The following is a 15,643-nucleotide window of genomic DNA, read 5'->3' as shown; positions in this document are numbered from 1 at the left end:
ACCGGCTACCTGTCAGGGGGCTTCGTGGCGATCCTAACGCGGTCGGCGGACCGGGGTTGCAGTTTGTCGTTGTGTCTCAGCTGGGGCGCAGCACGACCTTGCCGCGCCCGTGGCCGCTGTCGAGGCGGCGGTGCACTTCGACGATCTCGTCGAGCGAGCGCACCTCGTCTACGAGCGGACGCACCTGGCCGCGCTCGAAAAGCGGGCGCATCTCGTCGAGACGCTCGCGCTCGCGCGTCAGGAAAACGCCGAAGAGCGTTTGGTTGCGCGTGTAGAGGGCGGTGAGGTCGCCGGTGGGTCCGAGGATCGTCGCCAGGCGACCGAAGGGTCGCGTCGCTTCGGCGCTGCGCGCAACGATCTCGCCGCCGACGAGATCAAGAACGGCGTCGACGCCGGCACCGCCGTTCTCAGAGCGGGCCGCTTCGTAGACGTCATCGCGCGTGTAGTCGAGGGCGACGTCAGCGCCGAGCTCGCGCAGCGTCTCGAGGTTGCGGGCGCTGGCGGTGGCGAGCACGCGCGCACCGAGCGCTTTGGCGAACTGAACGGCGAACGAGCCAACACCGCCGGCGCCGCCGTGGATCAGCACCGTCTCGCCGGCGCGCAGGCGCAGGCGGCGCACCAAGGCCTCCCACGCCGTGCCACCGGCGAGCGGCACCGCCGCCGCCTCGACGTGGTCGAGGTTCACCGGTTTGGGAGCGACGATGCGCTCGCTGGCGACGACGTACTCGGCGTAGGTGCCGTGACGGTTGCCGAAGATCTCGGGCGTCAACCAAACCTCGTCGCCGGGCTTGAGGCTGGTTACGCCATCACCGACCTCCTCGACGACGCCGCTCGCGTCGTAGCCGAGCACAGCCGGGAGTGGAATACCCGCCCAGCTGCCGGCAGCGCGGATCTTGGCGTCGACGGGGTTAGCGGCGGCGGCCTCAACCCGCACCAGCACCTCGCCGCAGCGGGGGCGGGGACGCTCGACCTCGGCGAGTGCGAGCACCTCGGGCGGCCCGAAGCGCTCGAGCACTACCGCGCGCATCCTCGTTCCTGCCATGCCAGGGAATGCTAGGCGCGCGACCCGCGCCCCCAGTGGACCTGCGCTCTCGCGCTACTAACGGAAGCGCGGATACAGCGTCATGCCACCGTCGACGAACAGCGTCGCACCGGTGACGTAGCCGGCTTCGGCGCTGGCGAGCCAAACCACGGCGGCAGCGATCTCATGCGGCTCGGCGATCCTGCCCAGCGGGATTTCGCGCTCGAGGGCCCGCGTCGCCGCCGGGTCGTCGAGCACATTGCGGTTGATGGGTGTGGCGACAGCGCCTGAGGCGACTTGGACAACCCGGATACCGTGCGGCGCGAGCTCGCGCGCGATCGTCTGCGAGAACAGCGCGAGCCCGGCTTGGCTCGCGCAGTAGTGCGCATACCCGGGCGAGGGTATGCGCTCATGGACGCTTGTGACGTTGACAATGACCCCTTCCCTACCGCTCGCGACAAGCCGGCGCGCAGCTTCGCGCGCACACGAGAAGGCCCCCGTGAGATTGATGTCGATAACCCGTCGCCACTCTTCAACCGACAGCTGAACCAGCGGATGCTGGCTCTCGACCCCGGCGTTGTTGACGAGCACGTCAACGGTGCCGTCTAGCGTCCGCTCGGCCTCGTCGAACATCGCGACGACCGCGCTCTCATCTGCTACGTCAGCCGGGATCGCGGCGGCGCGGGCACCTGCGTCCCGCAGGCTGGCAAGAACCTCGTCGGCTGCCGCCCGCTCTTTGGGCAGGTGATTGACGACCACCGCGGCGCCCTCGCGGGCCGAACGCTCTGCGATTGCCCGGCCAATGCCCGATGCTGCGCCGGTGACGAGCACCCGCCGCTGGCAGAGCAAGCGGGGCCGACGCGCAACACCACGATCGGTGCGTGGCAACGGGTGAGCCTCTTCTGCCATAACAGGAGCCCAACCGTCGTGGTCCGGCGCGCCGGTCTCGCGTGGTTCTCAAGCGCGGATATGAGGGGTGGTGTGACAGTTGCGCAACGCCCTCGTGCCACGGTCGGCGCGGCAGGAGGAGTGACCGCACCGACGAAGCGTCTGGCATGCCAGCGCTCGGTGTGCAGCCAGCAGCTGCGGACCCGGTCCTGTGGCTCGTAACCCACGTCACGCGCCCGCTCGCGGTCTTCGCGTTCCTGGTGCTCGCGCTCCGTCTCGGCGGCAAACGCGAGCTCGCACAAGCGAGCGTGCTCGACCTCGCGGTGCTGTTGATCGTCTCCGAGGCGCTTCAGAGCTCGATCATCGGCAGCGACACCTCGCTGCATGGCGGCCTCGTCGCAGCGGGCACGCTGTTCGCCGCGAACTACGCCTTCGCGCGCCTCCTCTACCGCAGCCCGCGTGCGCGCCGTCTGCTCGAGGGAACACCGCGCGTGCTGGTGGAGTACGGGAAGATCCTCGTCGAGGCGTGTCGGCGCGAGGCGATCACCGAGGACGAGTTGCGCTCGATCGCGCGCGAAAGCGGCTTCGAGCGGCTCGAGGATGTAAGCCTGATGGTGCTCGAGCCGAACGGCCACATCTCGGTGATGGGCCCACGCGCTGCCGAGCATTGGCGGCGCCGCCATCGCCGTCGTGAGTCGCGCGGCCGCACACCAACACGCGACCGCCAGCGAAAGGAGTAAAAGCGATGCCAGAGCGTTTGTCCGACGAGGAGCGCGCTGCGCTGCGCGAGCGCCAAGCCGAGCTGCGACGCTCGAGCAAGCGCGGAGCCGCGCGCAAAGCGGAAGAGGCGCGCGCTTGTGAAGAGAAGATCGCTGCGCTCCCCGAGCCCGACCGCACGCTCGCCGAGCGCATCGACCGCATCGTGCGCGAGACCGCGCCCGAGCTCGAGCCGCGCACGTGGTACGGGATGCCGGCCTACGCGCGCGACGGCAAGGTGCTCTGTTTCTTCCAGCCGGCGAGCAAGTTCAAGGCGCGCTACGCCACCTTCGGCTTCACCGATCGGGCGCAGCTCGACGAAGGCAACCTCTGGCCGACCGCATTCGCAGTCACGGCGATCGGACCGGGGGAAGAGGCGCAGCTACGAGAGCTGCTCCAAACAGCCGTCAGGGGCGAAGCAAGACCTTGATCGCCTGGCGCTCGGCCATCGCCCGGTACCCGGCCGGGGTTTCGGCGAGCGGCAGCGTGAGGTCGAACACCCTGCCTGGCTCGATGCGGCCCTCGAGCACGTCGGGAAGCAGCTCGGGCAGGTAGGCGCGTGTCGGCGCCGGCCCGCCCGCGATGCGCACGTTGCGGTAGAAGGACACGTCGCCACCCGGCAGAGCCGTGTGCTGCGGCACGCCCACCCGGCCGACGGTGCCGCCCGGCCGCGCGAGCTCGATCGACGTGCGCACCGCCTCGTCGGTTCCCACACACTCGAGCACCGCGTGCACACCGAGCCCACCGGTGAGCTCGCGCACACGCTCGACCGCCGCCTCGCCGCGCTCAGCGACAACATCGGTGGCGCCGAACTCGCCGCCGAGGGCTACCCGGTCCTCGTGATGGCCGAGCAGGATGATCCGCTCCGCCCCGAGCCGGCACGCCGCGAGCACCGCGCACAACCCCACCGCGCCGTCGCCAACAACCGCCACCGACATGCCCGGCCCCACATAGGCCACCACCGCCGCGTGGTGGCCCGTGCCCATCACATCCGACAGCGTGAGCAGCGACGCGAGCAGCCGCTCGTCCGACTGCTCGCCCACCGGGAGCTTGTAGAGCGTGCCGTCGGCGTGCGGCACACGCACCGCCTCGGCCTGCGCGCCCGTGCCGGGCAGCGAACCGAAAAAGCCACCGTTTACGCACGCCGTCGTAAGGCCCTCGCGGCACACCTCGCAGGTGCCGTCCGAGATCGCGAACGGCATCACCACAAAGTCGCCCGGCCGGAGCGTGTGCACCTCGGCGCCAACGTCCTCCACCACGCCGATCGCCTCGTGGCCCATCGGCTGGCCCGCGGGCGTGGGCGGAAGACCGCGGTAGGGCCACAGGTCGCTGCCGCAGATACACGAGCGCACCACGCGCAAGATCGCGTCCGTCGGCTGCTCGATACGCGGGTCGGGCCGCTCCTCGACGCGCACGTCACCGGCGCGGTACATCACGGTCGCCTGCATCTACGCCGCCACCTCCTCTCGCGCGAACGCTGCGCCTCCGCCGCGGCCGCCGGCGCACACCGTGCTCAGCCAAGCCACGGCTGCGCGGCAACGCTAACAGCCGGCGGCTAGCAGCAGACGCAGGTCTCGCCGCACGCACAAGCGTCGTGCGCACGGGTACTGCCGCCGTTCGCAGGGCCGGTCGGCGCGGTGCAACCAGCGCGGTCGGCGCCCGCGCCGGGGGCGGGCGCGAGCGCGGCGCAGCACCCCTCGCCGTGCCAGGTCGCTAAACCCTCGCGCAGCGCCACGCCGGCGATCGCGAGCGCCACGAGCGGATCGAGCCACCACAGGCCCAAAAGCGCGTTGCCGGCGAGCCCGACGAGCGTAGCCGCAGCCAGGGCGGCGCAGAGCAGGTTCTGGGTTCCTTCGCCGTGCGTGGCGAGCGAACCGAGCTGGAGCGCGAGCCGTCGCTTCCACACCCCCAGCAGCGACATGCCGACGAGGCTCGACGCCGTCAGCGCCATGCCCACGACGCTCACCTCGGGGCGCTCGCCGCTTGCGAGCTGCCGCACCGCCTCGAACCCCACATACGGCGCCAGCACGAAGAACTGAACCGCGACGAGCCGCTGCGCTCTCAGTTCCGCGGTGTGCGAGCGAAGCCTCGCGCCGGTGAAGCGCCACACGATCACCACGCTCGCGAACCCCTCAATCGCCGAGTCGATCCCGAACCCAACGAGCGCGATCGAGCCCGCGACTATGCCCGCGGTGATCGCGACCGCCCCCTCTAGAGCCATCCATCCAAGGCTCACCCACGACAACAGCCGCGCGCGGCGGGCCGCGCGCAGCCAGCCGGCGTCGAGCGTTTCTCCCGCTGCGGGGAGCTCGACAGCCACAGGCGGTTGCGTGGCGCTCCCTCGCGACACCCGATCGAGTGTAGCCGGCGGTCGCGGGCGGCAGCGCTGCGAGCGAAGCCCGCCCGCGAAAAAGCGCTCGGAAAACCGGCCAGCGCTTCGCCTACACGCCCAAGCCGCCGCAGCGACGAGCCGATCGAGATCGAGCCATGACCCGCTCCCGCACCGTGAACGATCCACCGAACGCCGCTACGTTCGCGCTCCGCGGCGATCGCACGCTGGCGATCGCCGCGATCGTCGCGCTCGCTTGGAGCCTCACCGCCGCTGCGGCAGCGCAGCGCGCAACCGCCGGCACCCACACTACGCACTTCGCTGGCTCGCCCAGCCGCGTTACGCACGCCGCCGGCTCGTCGACTCTTCCGCACGCGCGGGCCTACGGACTCTGGACCCCGGGGCGTAGCGACACCTGTCCCAAATCGCTCCACGACCGCTACGCGGTGCGCGGGCCCGACGGCAAGCTCTATCCCACCTGGCACCCGCCGCGCGTGCGCCTGCGCGACGGGCGCACTTGCACGTTCGGCCATGAGCACGGGCGCGACCCGCGCGGGTCGCACCTCTACCGCTGGCTTGCACGCGAGCTGTCGCGGCTCGGTGCGCCTGGCGGCCGGCGCGGCATCCCGTTCGGTATCGCCAACGAGGCACTCGACCGCTTCGCTCAGCACACACAGGGCGCGCCCCACCGCCACGAAGACCATGTCGGCCACAAGATCGAATGGCAGAACGACGTGCCGCTCGAGGCATCGATACCCGGAGGGCGGCGCAAGCGCACCGGCGTGCGCTGCGACTTTCTCGCCAAGATCCACCAGGGCACCCACTCGGCCGACGCCTTCGGCAACAATCTCCACGAGCTCGTCTACGCCGCCCGCTGTAGCGACGGCACCGCGATTGCCGCCACTGTGCTGTCGGCGTTCGGGCGCGCCAACGAGTTGATCCGCTCCTGCGACGGACGCACCGTGATCGCGGCTGGCACGAGCTTCGCGTACCCCGCCTCGAATGGCGCGCGCCTGATCCCCGACGACGTCTGTGTGCGCCGTCACCTGCTGGTACCGGCCGGCGCGTTCTCCGACTTCTCGCGCGGCCTCTACGAAGACTGGCTGTCGGCCAACTATCTGCGCACCCGCAGCGGACGGCTGCTCGCCTACTTCGATCCCCACTTCGCGGTGTTCAACCCAGCCCGCTACGCCGACACGGCTGGCGGCAAGCGGCCTCCCGTGCTCGCGAGAACGATCGACGTCTGCTGGTTCGCAGCGCTCGGGCAGCTGCGTGCCCGGGGTGGCGCTTGCGACGAGGCCACCGACTACGGCCGGCGCGCCACGCCTCTCCCCTACGACAGCGCGCGCTCGCCGTTCGACGGCGCCCACCGCGAGACTTACTTCAACCAAACGCTTGTCGACAACGCCGGCGGTCCGCGCCACTGGTGGACCGACCCGTTCGGCGGAAACGCGAGCCGCCGCCGCTTCCCCGGCGCCATCCGCCAGTACCTGGCGCCGCGCTCGAACCGCCGGTGGCCGACGCTCGAGTCGCAAGCCTTCGGCGCAAGCCGCCCCTACGGCGGCCGCGGCGTGCACGCACCGAACTAGGGGCGCGCAGCCGAACAGCCGGGGCGTCGAACTAGAGGCGTAACCGACCATCGGAGGCGCCGAACGGAGAGGCGGGTGCGCTCCCCGCGCCGCCGAAGGTGATGCGAAGATCGAAGCATGCGCATGACCGTACGACGCGACGACAGTCGCTCTCTGTGCGACCTGATCGATTGCGGCGCGGGCGTCGATGCGTTGCGTTGACGCCAACGCCGCGTCCCGGTCGGTGGGGAACGGACGTGTGTGCGTCGTCGCAACCCCGCAGCGGCGGTGACTCTCCTCGTCGGCAGAGTTCTGCACGAAGGGCGAGTCGCAGATGGTTGGCTGCGAATCGAAGCTGGATCGGTCGTCGAGCTCGGCTGGGGTGAGCCACCCGAGCCGCGCGCGGCGCGCTACATAAGTGGCACCATCAGCCGCGGGCTCGTCGACCTGCAGGTGAACGGGGCGGGTGGCGAGTCGGTCACCGACGGGACCGACGCGCTCGTGCGCATCGGCGAGCGTCTGCTCGCACGCGGCGTGACGAGCTTCCTGCCGACGGTGATCACCACCAGCGACGACGAGGCGCGCGCGGCTGTCGCCGCGATCGCCGAGCTCGCACGCGACCCGAGCTCGCCCGTCGCTGGCGCGCACCTCGAAGGTCCCTTCCTCAATCCCGAGCGGCGCGGCGTCCACCGCGCCGAGTTGCTGCGCGAACCCGCCGACGGCGTTCCCCCCTACTACGAGAGCGACTGCGTGCGGCTTGTGACGCTCGCCCCGGAGCTTCCCGGCGCGCTCGAGCTCTGCCGCACCTTGGCTCGCCGCGGAGTGCGCGTGTCGATCGGCCACACGTCGGCTTCTCCCGCTGTGTGCGCACAGGCGCAAGAGGCTGGCGCGGCGATGGCGACGCATCTCTTCAACTCCATGCCCCCGCTCCACCACCGCAACCCCGGTGTCGTCGGTTGGGCGCTCGCCGCGGGGCGTGTCGCGCTCGGACTGATCGCCGACGGGCACCACGTGCACCCGACCGTGCTCAGGCTCGTGTACAGCGTTGCCGGAGAACGCGTCGTGCTGACGAGCGACGCGAGCGTCGCGGCCCTCGCCCCGCCCGGCTCCTACACCCAGGCCGGGGTGCAGATCGAACGCACCTCCGACGGCCGCGTCGTCAGTGCGCAAGGGTCGCTGGCGGGGAGCGGCGCCACCCTCGACGAACTCGTCCAGAAGTGGCGCGACGCCACCGGCGCGACGCTCGCCGAAGCGCTCCGTGCCGCCTCGACGGCACCGGCACGCCTTGCCGGCCTCGCAGCCGATCTCGCAACCGGAGCGCCAGCCGACCTCGTTGTGGTCGACGACGGCGGCAAGGTCTTCGCCGTGATGAAAAACGGCCGCTGGGTCAGGGAACCGGACTGCTGCTCCTGAGCCCCGATCCGGGGAGGGCTCGCACGCGAGCAGCGCGGACAGTGCGGATGCGCGACGGCCAGGTGGCGACGAACGCCAGCTAGCGGCACGGAGCACCGAACCACGCGTTCGCAGCAGCGCCACGGCGCAAAAACCGAGGGATCGACTGGTCCGCGTGCGCCAGGGCGCTCAGCGCTCCCCGTAGACCGGGCGGCAGCAGCTGGAGCTATGGTCCCGGCAATGCGCTATGTCGCCCTGTTGCGGGGCATCGGCCCGGCCAATCCGAATATGCGCAACGAGAAGTTGCGCGGCGTGCTCGAGGAGCTCGGCCTTGCGAACGTCGCGAGCGTGATCTCGAGCGGCAACCTGCGCTTCGACACCGAAGACGGTGCAGCGGATCGTCACCCGGATGCAAGCCTGACGGACCTGGCCGCCCGCTCGAGACGAGCGAGGATCGCGGCACGGACGCCGCGCCAACAGGTGGCGACACACGCCGGGGCCCCGGCTCGAGGGCGAGGTGGTCGGCTAGAGCGAGTTCCGCCTCAGGCCGGAATCGACCGTTACGTCGCCGGCGGGATGTAGTGGTTGCCGCGAAAGAGCTCGTCCGGGTCGTACGCAGCCTTGACTGCGCGCAGTCTGGCCCACGTTGCGGTGTCCCAAAAAGCGCTGGCGTCGGTGGGGTGCCCGACGAAGTTCCCGTAGCGACGATCGAGCGCGTAGTCGGCCACGGCATTGTCGATCGCGCGCAGACAGCGGTCGATCGCGGCTGCCGACGCGACGTCAGCGGGAACACCAAGTGCCAGCAGGATGTAGTTGCCGGGCAGCGCTGCGCAAGCGCCCGCCGCGTCGGCGTACCGGCCAACGGCGCCACCAAGCTGTCGCAACTCGACGACGACAAGTGGCGAATCGGCCCCTGGGCCGGTGACCGCTAAAAGGTCGTCGATCGGGATCGAGTCGAGGAGGGCTGAGGTGTGCGCTAGTGGCAGCGGCACCGGCGGATCCATTGCTAACTCGCCGAGCACAGCCGGCGGTCCCATCGCGAACGTGTCCATCACAGGCCCTAGCCCCCGCAGCGGCCGCAACAGCTCGCGCCCCTGTTGCTCATCACCCAGGAACGCGCCGAGCACGACTGCAAACGAGCGACCGCGCACCGGCTCGGGAACGAAAGGCAGGTCGGGGAACTGGAACAGGGAGCACCAGGTCGTGCACCTGTCGGGCAGGCCCGGTGCAAGACCAAGCCACGCTTCGAGCACCTCGCGTGCACGCGCGAACTCGAAGAAAAGCGCGCCCGCGTAGAGCTCCTCGACAGCATGGACGCGAAATTCGAGAGCCGTAACGATGCCGTAGTTGCCGTTGCCGCCCCGTAGGGCCCAGAAGAGGTCAGGGTCGCGCGCGTGGTCGACACGACGGAGCTGACCGTCGGCGGTGACGACGTCGATCGCCGTGACGTTCGAGGCTTGAAGGCCGTACTTGCGGCTGATCCAGCCAAGACCTCCGCCCAACGAGTAGCCGGCAACACCAACGTCCGGCGAAGAGCCGTGCACGGCAGCGAGGCCGTGGTCGGACAGCGGAGGGATCACCTGCTCCCACTTGACGCCTCCCTCTACGCGCACGCGCTGGGCGCGGGTATCGATCGCCACGCCTTGCAGGTGCCGAAGATCAACGAGCAAGGAGTCAGCGAGATCGCCGTAGGCGTCGGCGTTGTGGCCGGCCGCCTGGGGCGCGACACGAAGCCCTTGGTCGCGAGCGAACTCGACCGCCGCGACGACTTCGCTGCTGTTACGCGGGAGCGCGATCGCCGCCGGTCGCAGGTCGAGCGCAAGGTTGAAAACGCGGCGGGTGGCGTCCCACTCAGCGTCCTCGGGAAAGAGGATCTCGAACGGAGGGCGTCTCTTGCGAGCGATCATGGCGCGATCGTCGCCGGCGGCAAGCGGCGCGACCATCCCGCAAGTGCGGGGAATTGGCCGGTCGCGAACCCATTTGTCGGTGGGCGGCGACGGACGCCGGTCGGACGTGACACACGTGGGTCAGGGGTGTAGCGTCGCCACATGGTGGGCATCGCCGGAGAGAGCGCTCTGGCGGCAATCGAGCGCATCGCCGACTCGGGACTCCCCGCCCAGCAGCTGCTCGAAGGGGCAGCGGCGCGCATCGACCGCGTGGTGCCGGCCGACGCTCAGTTCCTCGCTGCCACGGATCCCTCGACGATCCTGGCGATGGGCGCGGGTCTCGTCAGAGACCTTCCCCTAGAGCTCTGTCAAGTCCATTGGGACTACGAGTTCATGGTCCCCGACTTCAACAAGTTCGTCGACATTGCCCAGCGGTCACGTTTGGTAGCCGATCTCCACGAAGCGACGCGCGGCCGACCCGCGCGCTCCCCGCGCTGGCGCGTGATTGCCAGCCACATGGGCACGCACGCCGAGGTGCGGATGGTCTTCGCGCAGGGCGGTGCGGTCTGGGGGATCGGCCAGCTCTCCCGTTTCGGCAGCTCCACGCGCTTCGACGAAGACGAGAAGAGCTGGCTTGCCAGCGTCGCACCTGTCTTGGCGCGCGGTCTGCGGCGTGCGGTGCTCGCCCAAACTGGGATGGGTGGTGCCGGCAAGCCGGAACAGCCCGCGGTCGTGCTGTTGGACGCCGACGGCAGGGTGGTGTCAATGAACGGCGCCGCGGCGGAGCTGCTCGAGGAGATAAGCCCCGGTGCGAGTTTCCGCGGGAGCGCGCATCCGGTTCCGTTCGAGGCGTTCTCGGCCGCAGCGCGCGCCCGGGCCGACCGCCCGCGCTCCGATCGTCACGGCGCCGAGTACCTGCGAGTGCGCGCCCGCAACGGAACGTGGCCGACGATGCACGCGACGCCACTGGCGGACAGCGACCAGATCGCGGTGATCATCGAGCGCGCCCGCACCAGCGATATCGCCGCTCTGATTGTCGAGGCCTACGGCCTCACAGCGCGCGAGCGCGACATCACCTGGCGGCTTGCGCGCGGGCTCGGGACGGCGCGGATCGCTGCCGAGCCGTACCTCTCGCAACACACCGTCCGCGACCACATCAAGGCGATCTTCGAGAAGGTCGGCGTGCACAGCCGCGGTGAGCTCGTCGCGCAGATCTTCGCCGACCACTACGCACCGCCGAGCCACTTTCACGGACCGGCCACGCCATCCACTGCGAGCTGAACCGGTCGGTCGACGATCGGCGAGGGCCCTGCCCCGGCTGGCCGTTCCGAAGCAGGTCGCCGCTCCGCTGGCTAGCCCGCTCGCGACGTTCGCGCAGCCGAGCGTCGGTAGCCGCTAGGGCACAGGGCCGCGCCTCGTTCCCGGCGCTGAAACCAGGCGACCGCCACTAGGGCGGTCGCGGCAACAACTTCGAGGTTGTCTATAGCGGGGGCGGGATTCGAACCCGCGACCTCCGGGTTATGAGCCCGGCGAGCTACCTGGCTGCTCCACCCCGCGTCGCGGGAAGCAAGGGTAGCAACCCCTCTGCCTCAGTCAAGCGCGCAGCGAGCGGCGATCACGCGCCCTGCTCGCTGTCGAGCTCGGGCGGTAGAGCCCGGGGGCCGTCGGGGTAGAGATCGGCGAGCTCCTCGGGACTCATCTCGGGGGTGTTCGCCGGCTCGGTCGGTGCCCCGACGACGAGCCACAACTGGTCGCTGTCGGTGTCGTTGAACAGCTGTCGCACGGTGCGCGGGCTCACTACGACCGCGCTCAGCGGGGCGAGCGTCAGCACCTCACTGCCCACGCGCATCCGCCCTGTCCCCTCGAGCAGCACGTACAACTCTTCGGTTCGCCGGTGGCGGTGGCGCGTCGACGCCTGTCCCGGGGCGAGCCGCCATAGCCTCGCGCCCAGCTCGCGGGCGCCAAGCTGCCGGGCGAGGTCGGTGTTCAGGACACCCATTTGGTTCGACGGTCGCCAGAACGCGTCGCTGGCGGGTAGGACGCGATAGCCCCTTGTCTCCACGGCGCTCGTTCCCTAAGCCGCCAGCTCGACCGCGCTGCGCAGCGCCTCGAGGAGCTCGTCGGCGGTGGCGTTGTCGGCGGCGTCCTCGGCCATGTGGGCGTGCACCACGCGACCGTCGGGCGCGATCACGAGCGCACCGCCAAGCTGTGCGGGGTGCCCCACCACACGCCCCTGGCGCACACGGCCGAACGAGCGCAACATCTGCTGGGTACCGGCCGAAAGGCTCTTCGCGCCGAGTAGCTCACCAAACGTCGCGATCTTCGCGCCGGCGAGCTTGTAGCTGGTGCGCTCACGGTCGGCGAGCACCGGCAGTGCGATCTCGAGCTTGCGCCGGAAGTGCGCGGCGTGGCGTGGCGTCGCTTGGCCGATGAGCCACACGCTGCCGCCGGCGCGCTCGAACTCCTCGCGCCGTCGGTCGAGCTCGATCGCGTGGGCGCGGCAGTGCACGCAGCCGTAGTGGCGCAACCAGACGATCACCGCCGGGCGCTCGGCCCACAGATCGCCTAGCCGCACGTCGCGGCCGTCGTGATCGGGCAGAACGAGTTCGGCGAGCGCGTCGGCCCGCTGCGGCGGCTGCGTGCGTTGCGGTTCGTCGACGACGCCGAGAAGCTGTTCGAGCACACCCATGGACGCATCGTACGCTCCTGTGACAGTGGCGGCGGCCGGCGCGGGCCGCGTGGCCGTACCATCGGCGACCGTGCGCGTCGCGGTGATCGATATCGGAACGAACTCGACGCGGCTGCTCGTCGCCGACGCGAGCGGCAGCGAGCTGCGCGAGGTCGCGCGCGCCAACCGGGTGACCCGTCTCGGGGCTGGCGTCGACGCGAGCGGCGCGCTCGGCGCGGACGCGATCGCGCGCACGGTCGCCGTCGCCCGCGATTACGTGCGCGACGCGCGCGCGCTCGGCGCGGCGCGCACGGTCGCCGTCGCCACCCAGGCCGTTCGCGAAGCGCGCAACCGCGAGGCGTTCGTGCGCGCCCTCGCCGAAGCGACCGGTCTGGCGTTGCGCGTGCTGTCGGGCGAAGAGGAGGCGCGCCTCACGTTCCTCGGCGCGACCACCGGCTTGACGCCGGCCGTGAACCGCGGCTCCGCGCAGGCCGCGAAACCGCCCAGCGCCGAGCCTACGGTGGGATCGCAGTCTGTAGCGGTCGTCGACGTCGGAGGCGGCAGTACCGAGATCGTCACCGGCCTACCCGGCCGATCGCCCACCTTCGCGGTCTCGCTGCCGCTCGGCGTCGTTCGCCACAGCGAGCGCTACTTGGCGCACGACCCGCCGCGCGCGAGCGAGCTCGAAGCGCTCGCGGCCGACGCCCGCACCCGCCTCGCCGAGGCGCTCGCCGCACCCGCCGCCACCTCGACGCGGCCCGTGGCGAGCCCGGATGGCGGCGCGGCAAGGGCGGTGCCCGCTGTCGGTGCCGCTGTCGCCGTAGCTGGCACCGCGACGTCGTTGGCGGCGATCGATCAACGCCTCGATCCCTACGACCCCGCTCGCGTTCACGGCTACACGATGTCGCTCGCGCGAGCGCGCGAGCTCACCCGCTGGCTCGCCGAGCTTCCGCTCGCCGAGCGGCGCAAGGTGCCCGGCCTGCACCCCGATCGCGCCGCGACGATCGTCGCCGGCGGCGTGCTGCTGACGGAGACCCTCTCCGCACTCGGGGTCGAGCGCTTCACCGTCAGCGAGCACGACCTTTTGCACGGTATCGCTCACGCAATCGCACCAGAAAGCGGTGCAACAACCGTCGAGTTTGCTGAGACAGCTAGCGCGCCGCGCGGGGCTGGTTTATAGTGCTCAGTGCCTGGGCCAAAAGCCCGGGCAGCACATACGGTTCGGGCGTAGCCGTGCACAACGGCGCCTCCCGCCGCCCGAACCACCAAGGCCCTTTCACGACACGTACCCCTGCCCGTCCTGATGGGGCCGACTTAGGAAACCGCCCGCAGGATGCGGGCGGTTTCCCCTTATGTCGGCTTCGCTCTGCGCCGCCTTGGACCGCAGACGCGCTCGCCCGGTCGGCGAAGCGAGGCGAAGCAGAACGATCAGGCGAGGTTCGCCTTACGCGGGTAGACGACGCCGGGATCGCAGAGGACGTTGACGAGCGCCGGCTTGCCGGAAGCGAACGCCCGCTCGAGCGCCGGTAGCAGCTCGTCGGGCCGCTCGACAAGCTCGCCGTGTCCGCCGAGGGCTTCCACGACCAGGTCGTAGCGCGTCCCCGGTCGCAGGTCGGCGGCGACGGAGTACCCGTAAACGAACTCCATCGGGTGCTTCTCGAGCGCCCAGATGCCGTTGTTGCCCATCACCGCCACGATCGGCAGGCCGTGGCGAACGAAGGTGTCGAACTCGAGCCCAGCAAAGCCGAACGCGCCATCGCCGAGCAACAGGCACACCTGGCGCTCGGGCCGTGCAAGCTTGGCAGCGAGCGCATAGCCCGGCCCCGAACCGAGGCAGCCGTAGGGACCGGGGTCGAGCCAGCAACCCGGTTCGTCGACCTCGATCACGCGCCCGGCGAAAGACACGAAGTCGCCGCCGTCGCCGATCACGATCGCCCCGGGCTCGAGCACCTTCTGCAGCTCGCCGATCACGCGCAGCGGATGGAGCGGTGCGCGCCCGTCCTCGAGCTCGGCACGCTCGGCGGCGCGGCGCTCGCTCTCCCGCTCGCGCAGCTCGCCGAGCCAGCGCTCGCCCGCGGCGGGTTCGCGCGCGCCGCTTCGCGCTAGCTCGCGCAAGGTGGCGGCGACGCCGCCGTACAGCTCTGCGTGCACCGGGCGCGGCAGCGGCCGTTCGTCGCGCACGTCGGCGACGACGATCAGCTTGGTGTCCTCGCCGAAGGCGTTGCCGAAACCGAGGCGGAAGTCGAGCGGAGCTCCCACTACCAGCGCCACGTCCGCCTGCTTGAGGGCGTGCGAGCGCACGCGCGAAAACCACAGCTCGTGCGATGGCGGCAGGCAACCGCGCGCGAGGCCGTTGGCGAACACCGGTATGCGCAGCTGCTCGCACAGTTCGCGCAGAGCCGATTCGCCGCGCGCCCAGTAGAGACCAGTGCCGGCCATCACCACCGGGCGTTCAGCGGTGGCGAGCGCCGCCGCGGCACGCTCGAGCGCCTCGCCCGAGGCTGGCGGAAGCGCCGCAGGGTCGGGCAGCTCGACCGGCGCCGTCGCGTCGACGTCGCTTTCCATGAACACGAGATCGAGGGGAAAGTCGACGAACGCGGGGCCGGTCGGTGCGCTGGCCGCCGCCGCGAAGGCGCGATCGACGAGAGCGGGGATCTCGTCGGTGCTGGTCGGGGTGGCGGCGAACTTCGTGAGCGGTGCGACGAAAGGCACGTGGTCGATCTCTTGCAGCGAGCCCTGCCCCCAGCGAAAAGCCGGCGCTCGCCCGCCGAGCACCACCATCGGCGAGCGGTTCTGGAGCGCCGAAGCGATCGCGCTCATCCCGTTCGTCACTCCCGGGCCGGCCGTCAAGGCGCACACGCCCGGGGTGCGCGTGACCTTCGCGTGCCCCTCGGCTGCGAAGGCAGCGGTCTGTTCGTGGCGAACGTCGACGAGGTCGATCCCCTCGGCGCGGCAGCCGTCGTAGATCGAGAAGAGATGTCCGCCCGAGAGCGTGAAGATCCGCTCGACGCCGTGCGCGCGCAAGCGGCGGGCGACGAGCTTGCCGCCGTGTGCGCGCTCCTCGGTTGTCGGCGCTCCGCTCTCCCTCGTTTCGGTCGCCATCGCTCGCAGCCTACCGTTCCCGACCCCTACGCG

Annotated in this window: 15 protein-coding genes and 1 tRNA gene; 7 read left to right on the top strand and 9 right to left on the bottom strand. The window is 70.7% G+C overall.

Features of this window, described 5'->3' with window-relative positions; genetic code table 11:
- Positions 1-76: 76 nt before the first annotated feature.
- Positions 77-1,027: a zinc-dependent alcohol dehydrogenase family protein gene (locus JDY09_RS01695; protein WP_428837454.1), complete on the bottom strand. Its 951-nt coding sequence runs from the start codon at positions 1,025-1,027 to the stop codon at positions 77-79.
- A gap of 72 nt (positions 1,028-1,099) precedes the next feature.
- Complete coding sequence (locus tag JDY09_RS01690) at positions 1,100-1,930, bottom strand: glucose 1-dehydrogenase (protein WP_274717231.1); 831 nt, start codon at positions 1,928-1,930, stop codon at positions 1,100-1,102.
- Positions 1,931-2,076: 146 nt separating this feature from the next.
- Here JDY09_RS01690 and JDY09_RS01685 point away from each other — a divergent pair, with 146 nt between their 5' ends.
- Together JDY09_RS01685 and JDY09_RS01680 are read left to right on the top strand one after the other, a co-directional pair.
- Complete coding sequence (locus JDY09_RS01685; protein WP_274717229.1) at positions 2,077-2,649, top strand: DUF421 domain-containing protein; 573 nt, start codon at positions 2,077-2,079, stop codon at positions 2,647-2,649.
- Between the two features lie 5 nt (positions 2,650-2,654).
- Complete coding sequence (locus JDY09_RS01680; RefSeq protein WP_274717228.1) at positions 2,655-3,095, top strand: iron chaperone; 441 nt, start codon at positions 2,655-2,657, stop codon at positions 3,093-3,095.
- Here the strand turns inward: JDY09_RS01680 and JDY09_RS01675 are convergent.
- Together JDY09_RS01675 and JDY09_RS01670 are read right to left on the bottom strand one after the other, a co-directional pair.
- The gene (locus tag JDY09_RS01675) at positions 3,073-4,113 is read right to left on the bottom strand and encodes a zinc-dependent alcohol dehydrogenase family protein (RefSeq protein WP_274717226.1); all 1,041 of its coding nucleotides are present in this window, start codon (positions 4,111-4,113) and stop codon (positions 3,073-3,075) included. The two genes, JDY09_RS01680 and JDY09_RS01675, sit on opposite strands and share 23 nt — an antisense overlap.
- Before the next feature lie 107 nt (positions 4,114-4,220).
- Positions 4,221-4,985: a hypothetical protein gene (locus tag JDY09_RS01670; protein ID WP_274717224.1), complete on the bottom strand. Its 765-nt coding sequence runs from the start codon at positions 4,983-4,985 to the stop codon at positions 4,221-4,223.
- A 167-nt stretch (positions 4,986-5,152) separates the two neighbouring features.
- Between JDY09_RS01670 and JDY09_RS01665 the strand changes: the two genes are divergently transcribed.
- The 3 genes from JDY09_RS01665 (at position 5,153) to JDY09_RS01655 (ending at position 8,536) form a co-directional block, all read left to right on the top strand.
- The gene (locus tag JDY09_RS01665) at positions 5,153-6,583 is read left to right on the top strand and encodes a hypothetical protein (protein ID WP_274717222.1); all 1,431 of its coding nucleotides are present in this window, start codon (positions 5,153-5,155) and stop codon (positions 6,581-6,583) included.
- A gap of 267 nt (positions 6,584-6,850) precedes the next feature.
- Positions 6,851-7,975, top strand: coding sequence for an N-acetylglucosamine-6-phosphate deacetylase (gene nagA / locus JDY09_RS01660; protein ID WP_274717220.1), 1,125 nt, complete (start codon positions 6,851-6,853; stop codon positions 7,973-7,975).
- A gap of 219 nt (positions 7,976-8,194) precedes the next feature.
- On the top strand, positions 8,195-8,536 hold the full coding sequence (locus JDY09_RS01655) for a DUF1697 domain-containing protein (protein WP_274717218.1): 342 nt from the start codon (positions 8,195-8,197) through the stop codon (positions 8,534-8,536).
- Here the strand turns inward: JDY09_RS01655 and JDY09_RS01650 are convergent.
- Positions 8,515-9,861, bottom strand: coding sequence for an FAD-binding oxidoreductase (locus JDY09_RS01650; RefSeq protein ID WP_274717216.1), 1,347 nt, complete (start codon positions 9,859-9,861; stop codon positions 8,515-8,517). The two genes, JDY09_RS01655 and JDY09_RS01650, sit on opposite strands and share 22 nt — an antisense overlap.
- Before the next feature lie 141 nt (positions 9,862-10,002).
- On the opposite strand from JDY09_RS01650, the gene JDY09_RS01645 reads away from it, so the two are divergent.
- The gene (locus tag JDY09_RS01645; RefSeq protein ID WP_274717214.1) at positions 10,003-11,121 is read left to right on the top strand and encodes a helix-turn-helix domain-containing protein; all 1,119 of its coding nucleotides are present in this window, start codon (positions 10,003-10,005) and stop codon (positions 11,119-11,121) included.
- A 202-nt stretch (positions 11,122-11,323) separates the two neighbouring features.
- Here the strand turns inward: JDY09_RS01645 and JDY09_RS01640 are convergent.
- The 3 genes from JDY09_RS01640 to JDY09_RS01630 all read right to left on the bottom strand — a co-directional run bounded on the left by JDY09_RS01640 (position 11,324) and on the right by JDY09_RS01630 (position 12,529).
- Positions 11,324-11,397, bottom strand: a tRNA-Met gene (locus tag JDY09_RS01640).
- A 58-nt stretch (positions 11,398-11,455) separates the two neighbouring features.
- Positions 11,456-11,839, bottom strand: coding sequence for a cupin domain-containing protein (locus tag JDY09_RS01635; protein WP_274717212.1), 384 nt, complete (start codon positions 11,837-11,839; stop codon positions 11,456-11,458).
- 75 nt (positions 11,840-11,914) lie between these two features.
- Entirely contained in the window at positions 11,915-12,529 is a 615-nt protein-coding gene (locus JDY09_RS01630) for a peroxiredoxin-like family protein (protein ID WP_274717210.1), read from the bottom strand.
- Here JDY09_RS01630 and JDY09_RS01625 point away from each other — a divergent pair.
- Positions 12,528-13,688, top strand: coding sequence for a hypothetical protein (locus JDY09_RS01625; protein WP_274717208.1), 1,161 nt, complete (start codon positions 12,528-12,530; stop codon positions 13,686-13,688). The genes JDY09_RS01630 and JDY09_RS01625 overlap by 2 nt on opposite strands.
- Positions 13,689-13,936: 248 nt before the next feature.
- On the opposite strand, the gene JDY09_RS01620 is transcribed toward JDY09_RS01625, so the two are convergent.
- Positions 13,937-15,610, bottom strand: a complete 1,674-nt coding sequence (locus tag JDY09_RS01620) for an acetolactate synthase (protein WP_274717206.1) — start codon at positions 15,608-15,610, stop codon at positions 13,937-13,939.
- Between the last annotated feature and the right edge of the window lie 33 nt (positions 15,611-15,643).

This window comes from Thermoleophilum album (genome assembly GCF_028867705.1).
In the GTDB taxonomy this organism is placed as follows: domain Bacteria; phylum Actinomycetota; class Thermoleophilia; order Solirubrobacterales; family Thermoleophilaceae; genus Thermoleophilum.
The sequence above is the reverse complement of the archived record's forward strand: the minus strand, read 5'-3'. Positions and strand labels throughout refer to the sequence as shown.

Coding starts and splice junctions, on each gene's coding strand:
- JDY09_RS01625 (WP_274717208.1), top strand. CDS start 12,528: ATGGACGCATCGTACGCTCCTGTGACAGTGGCGGCGGCCGGCGCGGGC.
- JDY09_RS01690 (WP_274717231.1), bottom strand. CDS start 1,930: ATGGCAGAAGAGGCTCACCCGTTGCCACGCACCGATCGTGGTGTTGCG.
- JDY09_RS01635 (WP_274717212.1), bottom strand. CDS start 11,839: ATGGGTGTCCTGAACACCGACCTCGCCCGGCAGCTTGGCGCCCGCGAG.
- JDY09_RS01675 (WP_274717226.1), bottom strand. CDS start 4,113: ATGCAGGCGACCGTGATGTACCGCGCCGGTGACGTGCGCGTCGAGGAG.
- JDY09_RS01645 (WP_274717214.1), top strand. CDS start 10,003: ATGGTGGGCATCGCCGGAGAGAGCGCTCTGGCGGCAATCGAGCGCATC.
- JDY09_RS01680 (WP_274717228.1), top strand. CDS start 2,655: ATGCCAGAGCGTTTGTCCGACGAGGAGCGCGCTGCGCTGCGCGAGCGC.
- JDY09_RS01665 (WP_274717222.1), top strand. CDS start 5,153: ATGACCCGCTCCCGCACCGTGAACGATCCACCGAACGCCGCTACGTTC.
- JDY09_RS01685 (WP_274717229.1), top strand. CDS start 2,077: ATGCCAGCGCTCGGTGTGCAGCCAGCAGCTGCGGACCCGGTCCTGTGG.
- JDY09_RS01650 (WP_274717216.1), bottom strand. CDS start 9,861: ATGATCGCTCGCAAGAGACGCCCTCCGTTCGAGATCCTCTTTCCCGAG.
- JDY09_RS01620 (WP_274717206.1), bottom strand. CDS start 15,610: ATGGCGACCGAAACGAGGGAGAGCGGAGCGCCGACAACCGAGGAGCGC.
- JDY09_RS01655 (WP_274717218.1), top strand. CDS start 8,195: ATGCGCTATGTCGCCCTGTTGCGGGGCATCGGCCCGGCCAATCCGAAT.
- JDY09_RS01630 (WP_274717210.1), bottom strand. CDS start 12,529: ATGGGTGTGCTCGAACAGCTTCTCGGCGTCGTCGACGAACCGCAACGC.
- JDY09_RS01695 (WP_428837454.1), bottom strand. CDS start 1,027: ATGCGCGCGGTAGTGCTCGAGCGCTTCGGGCCGCCCGAGGTGCTCGCA.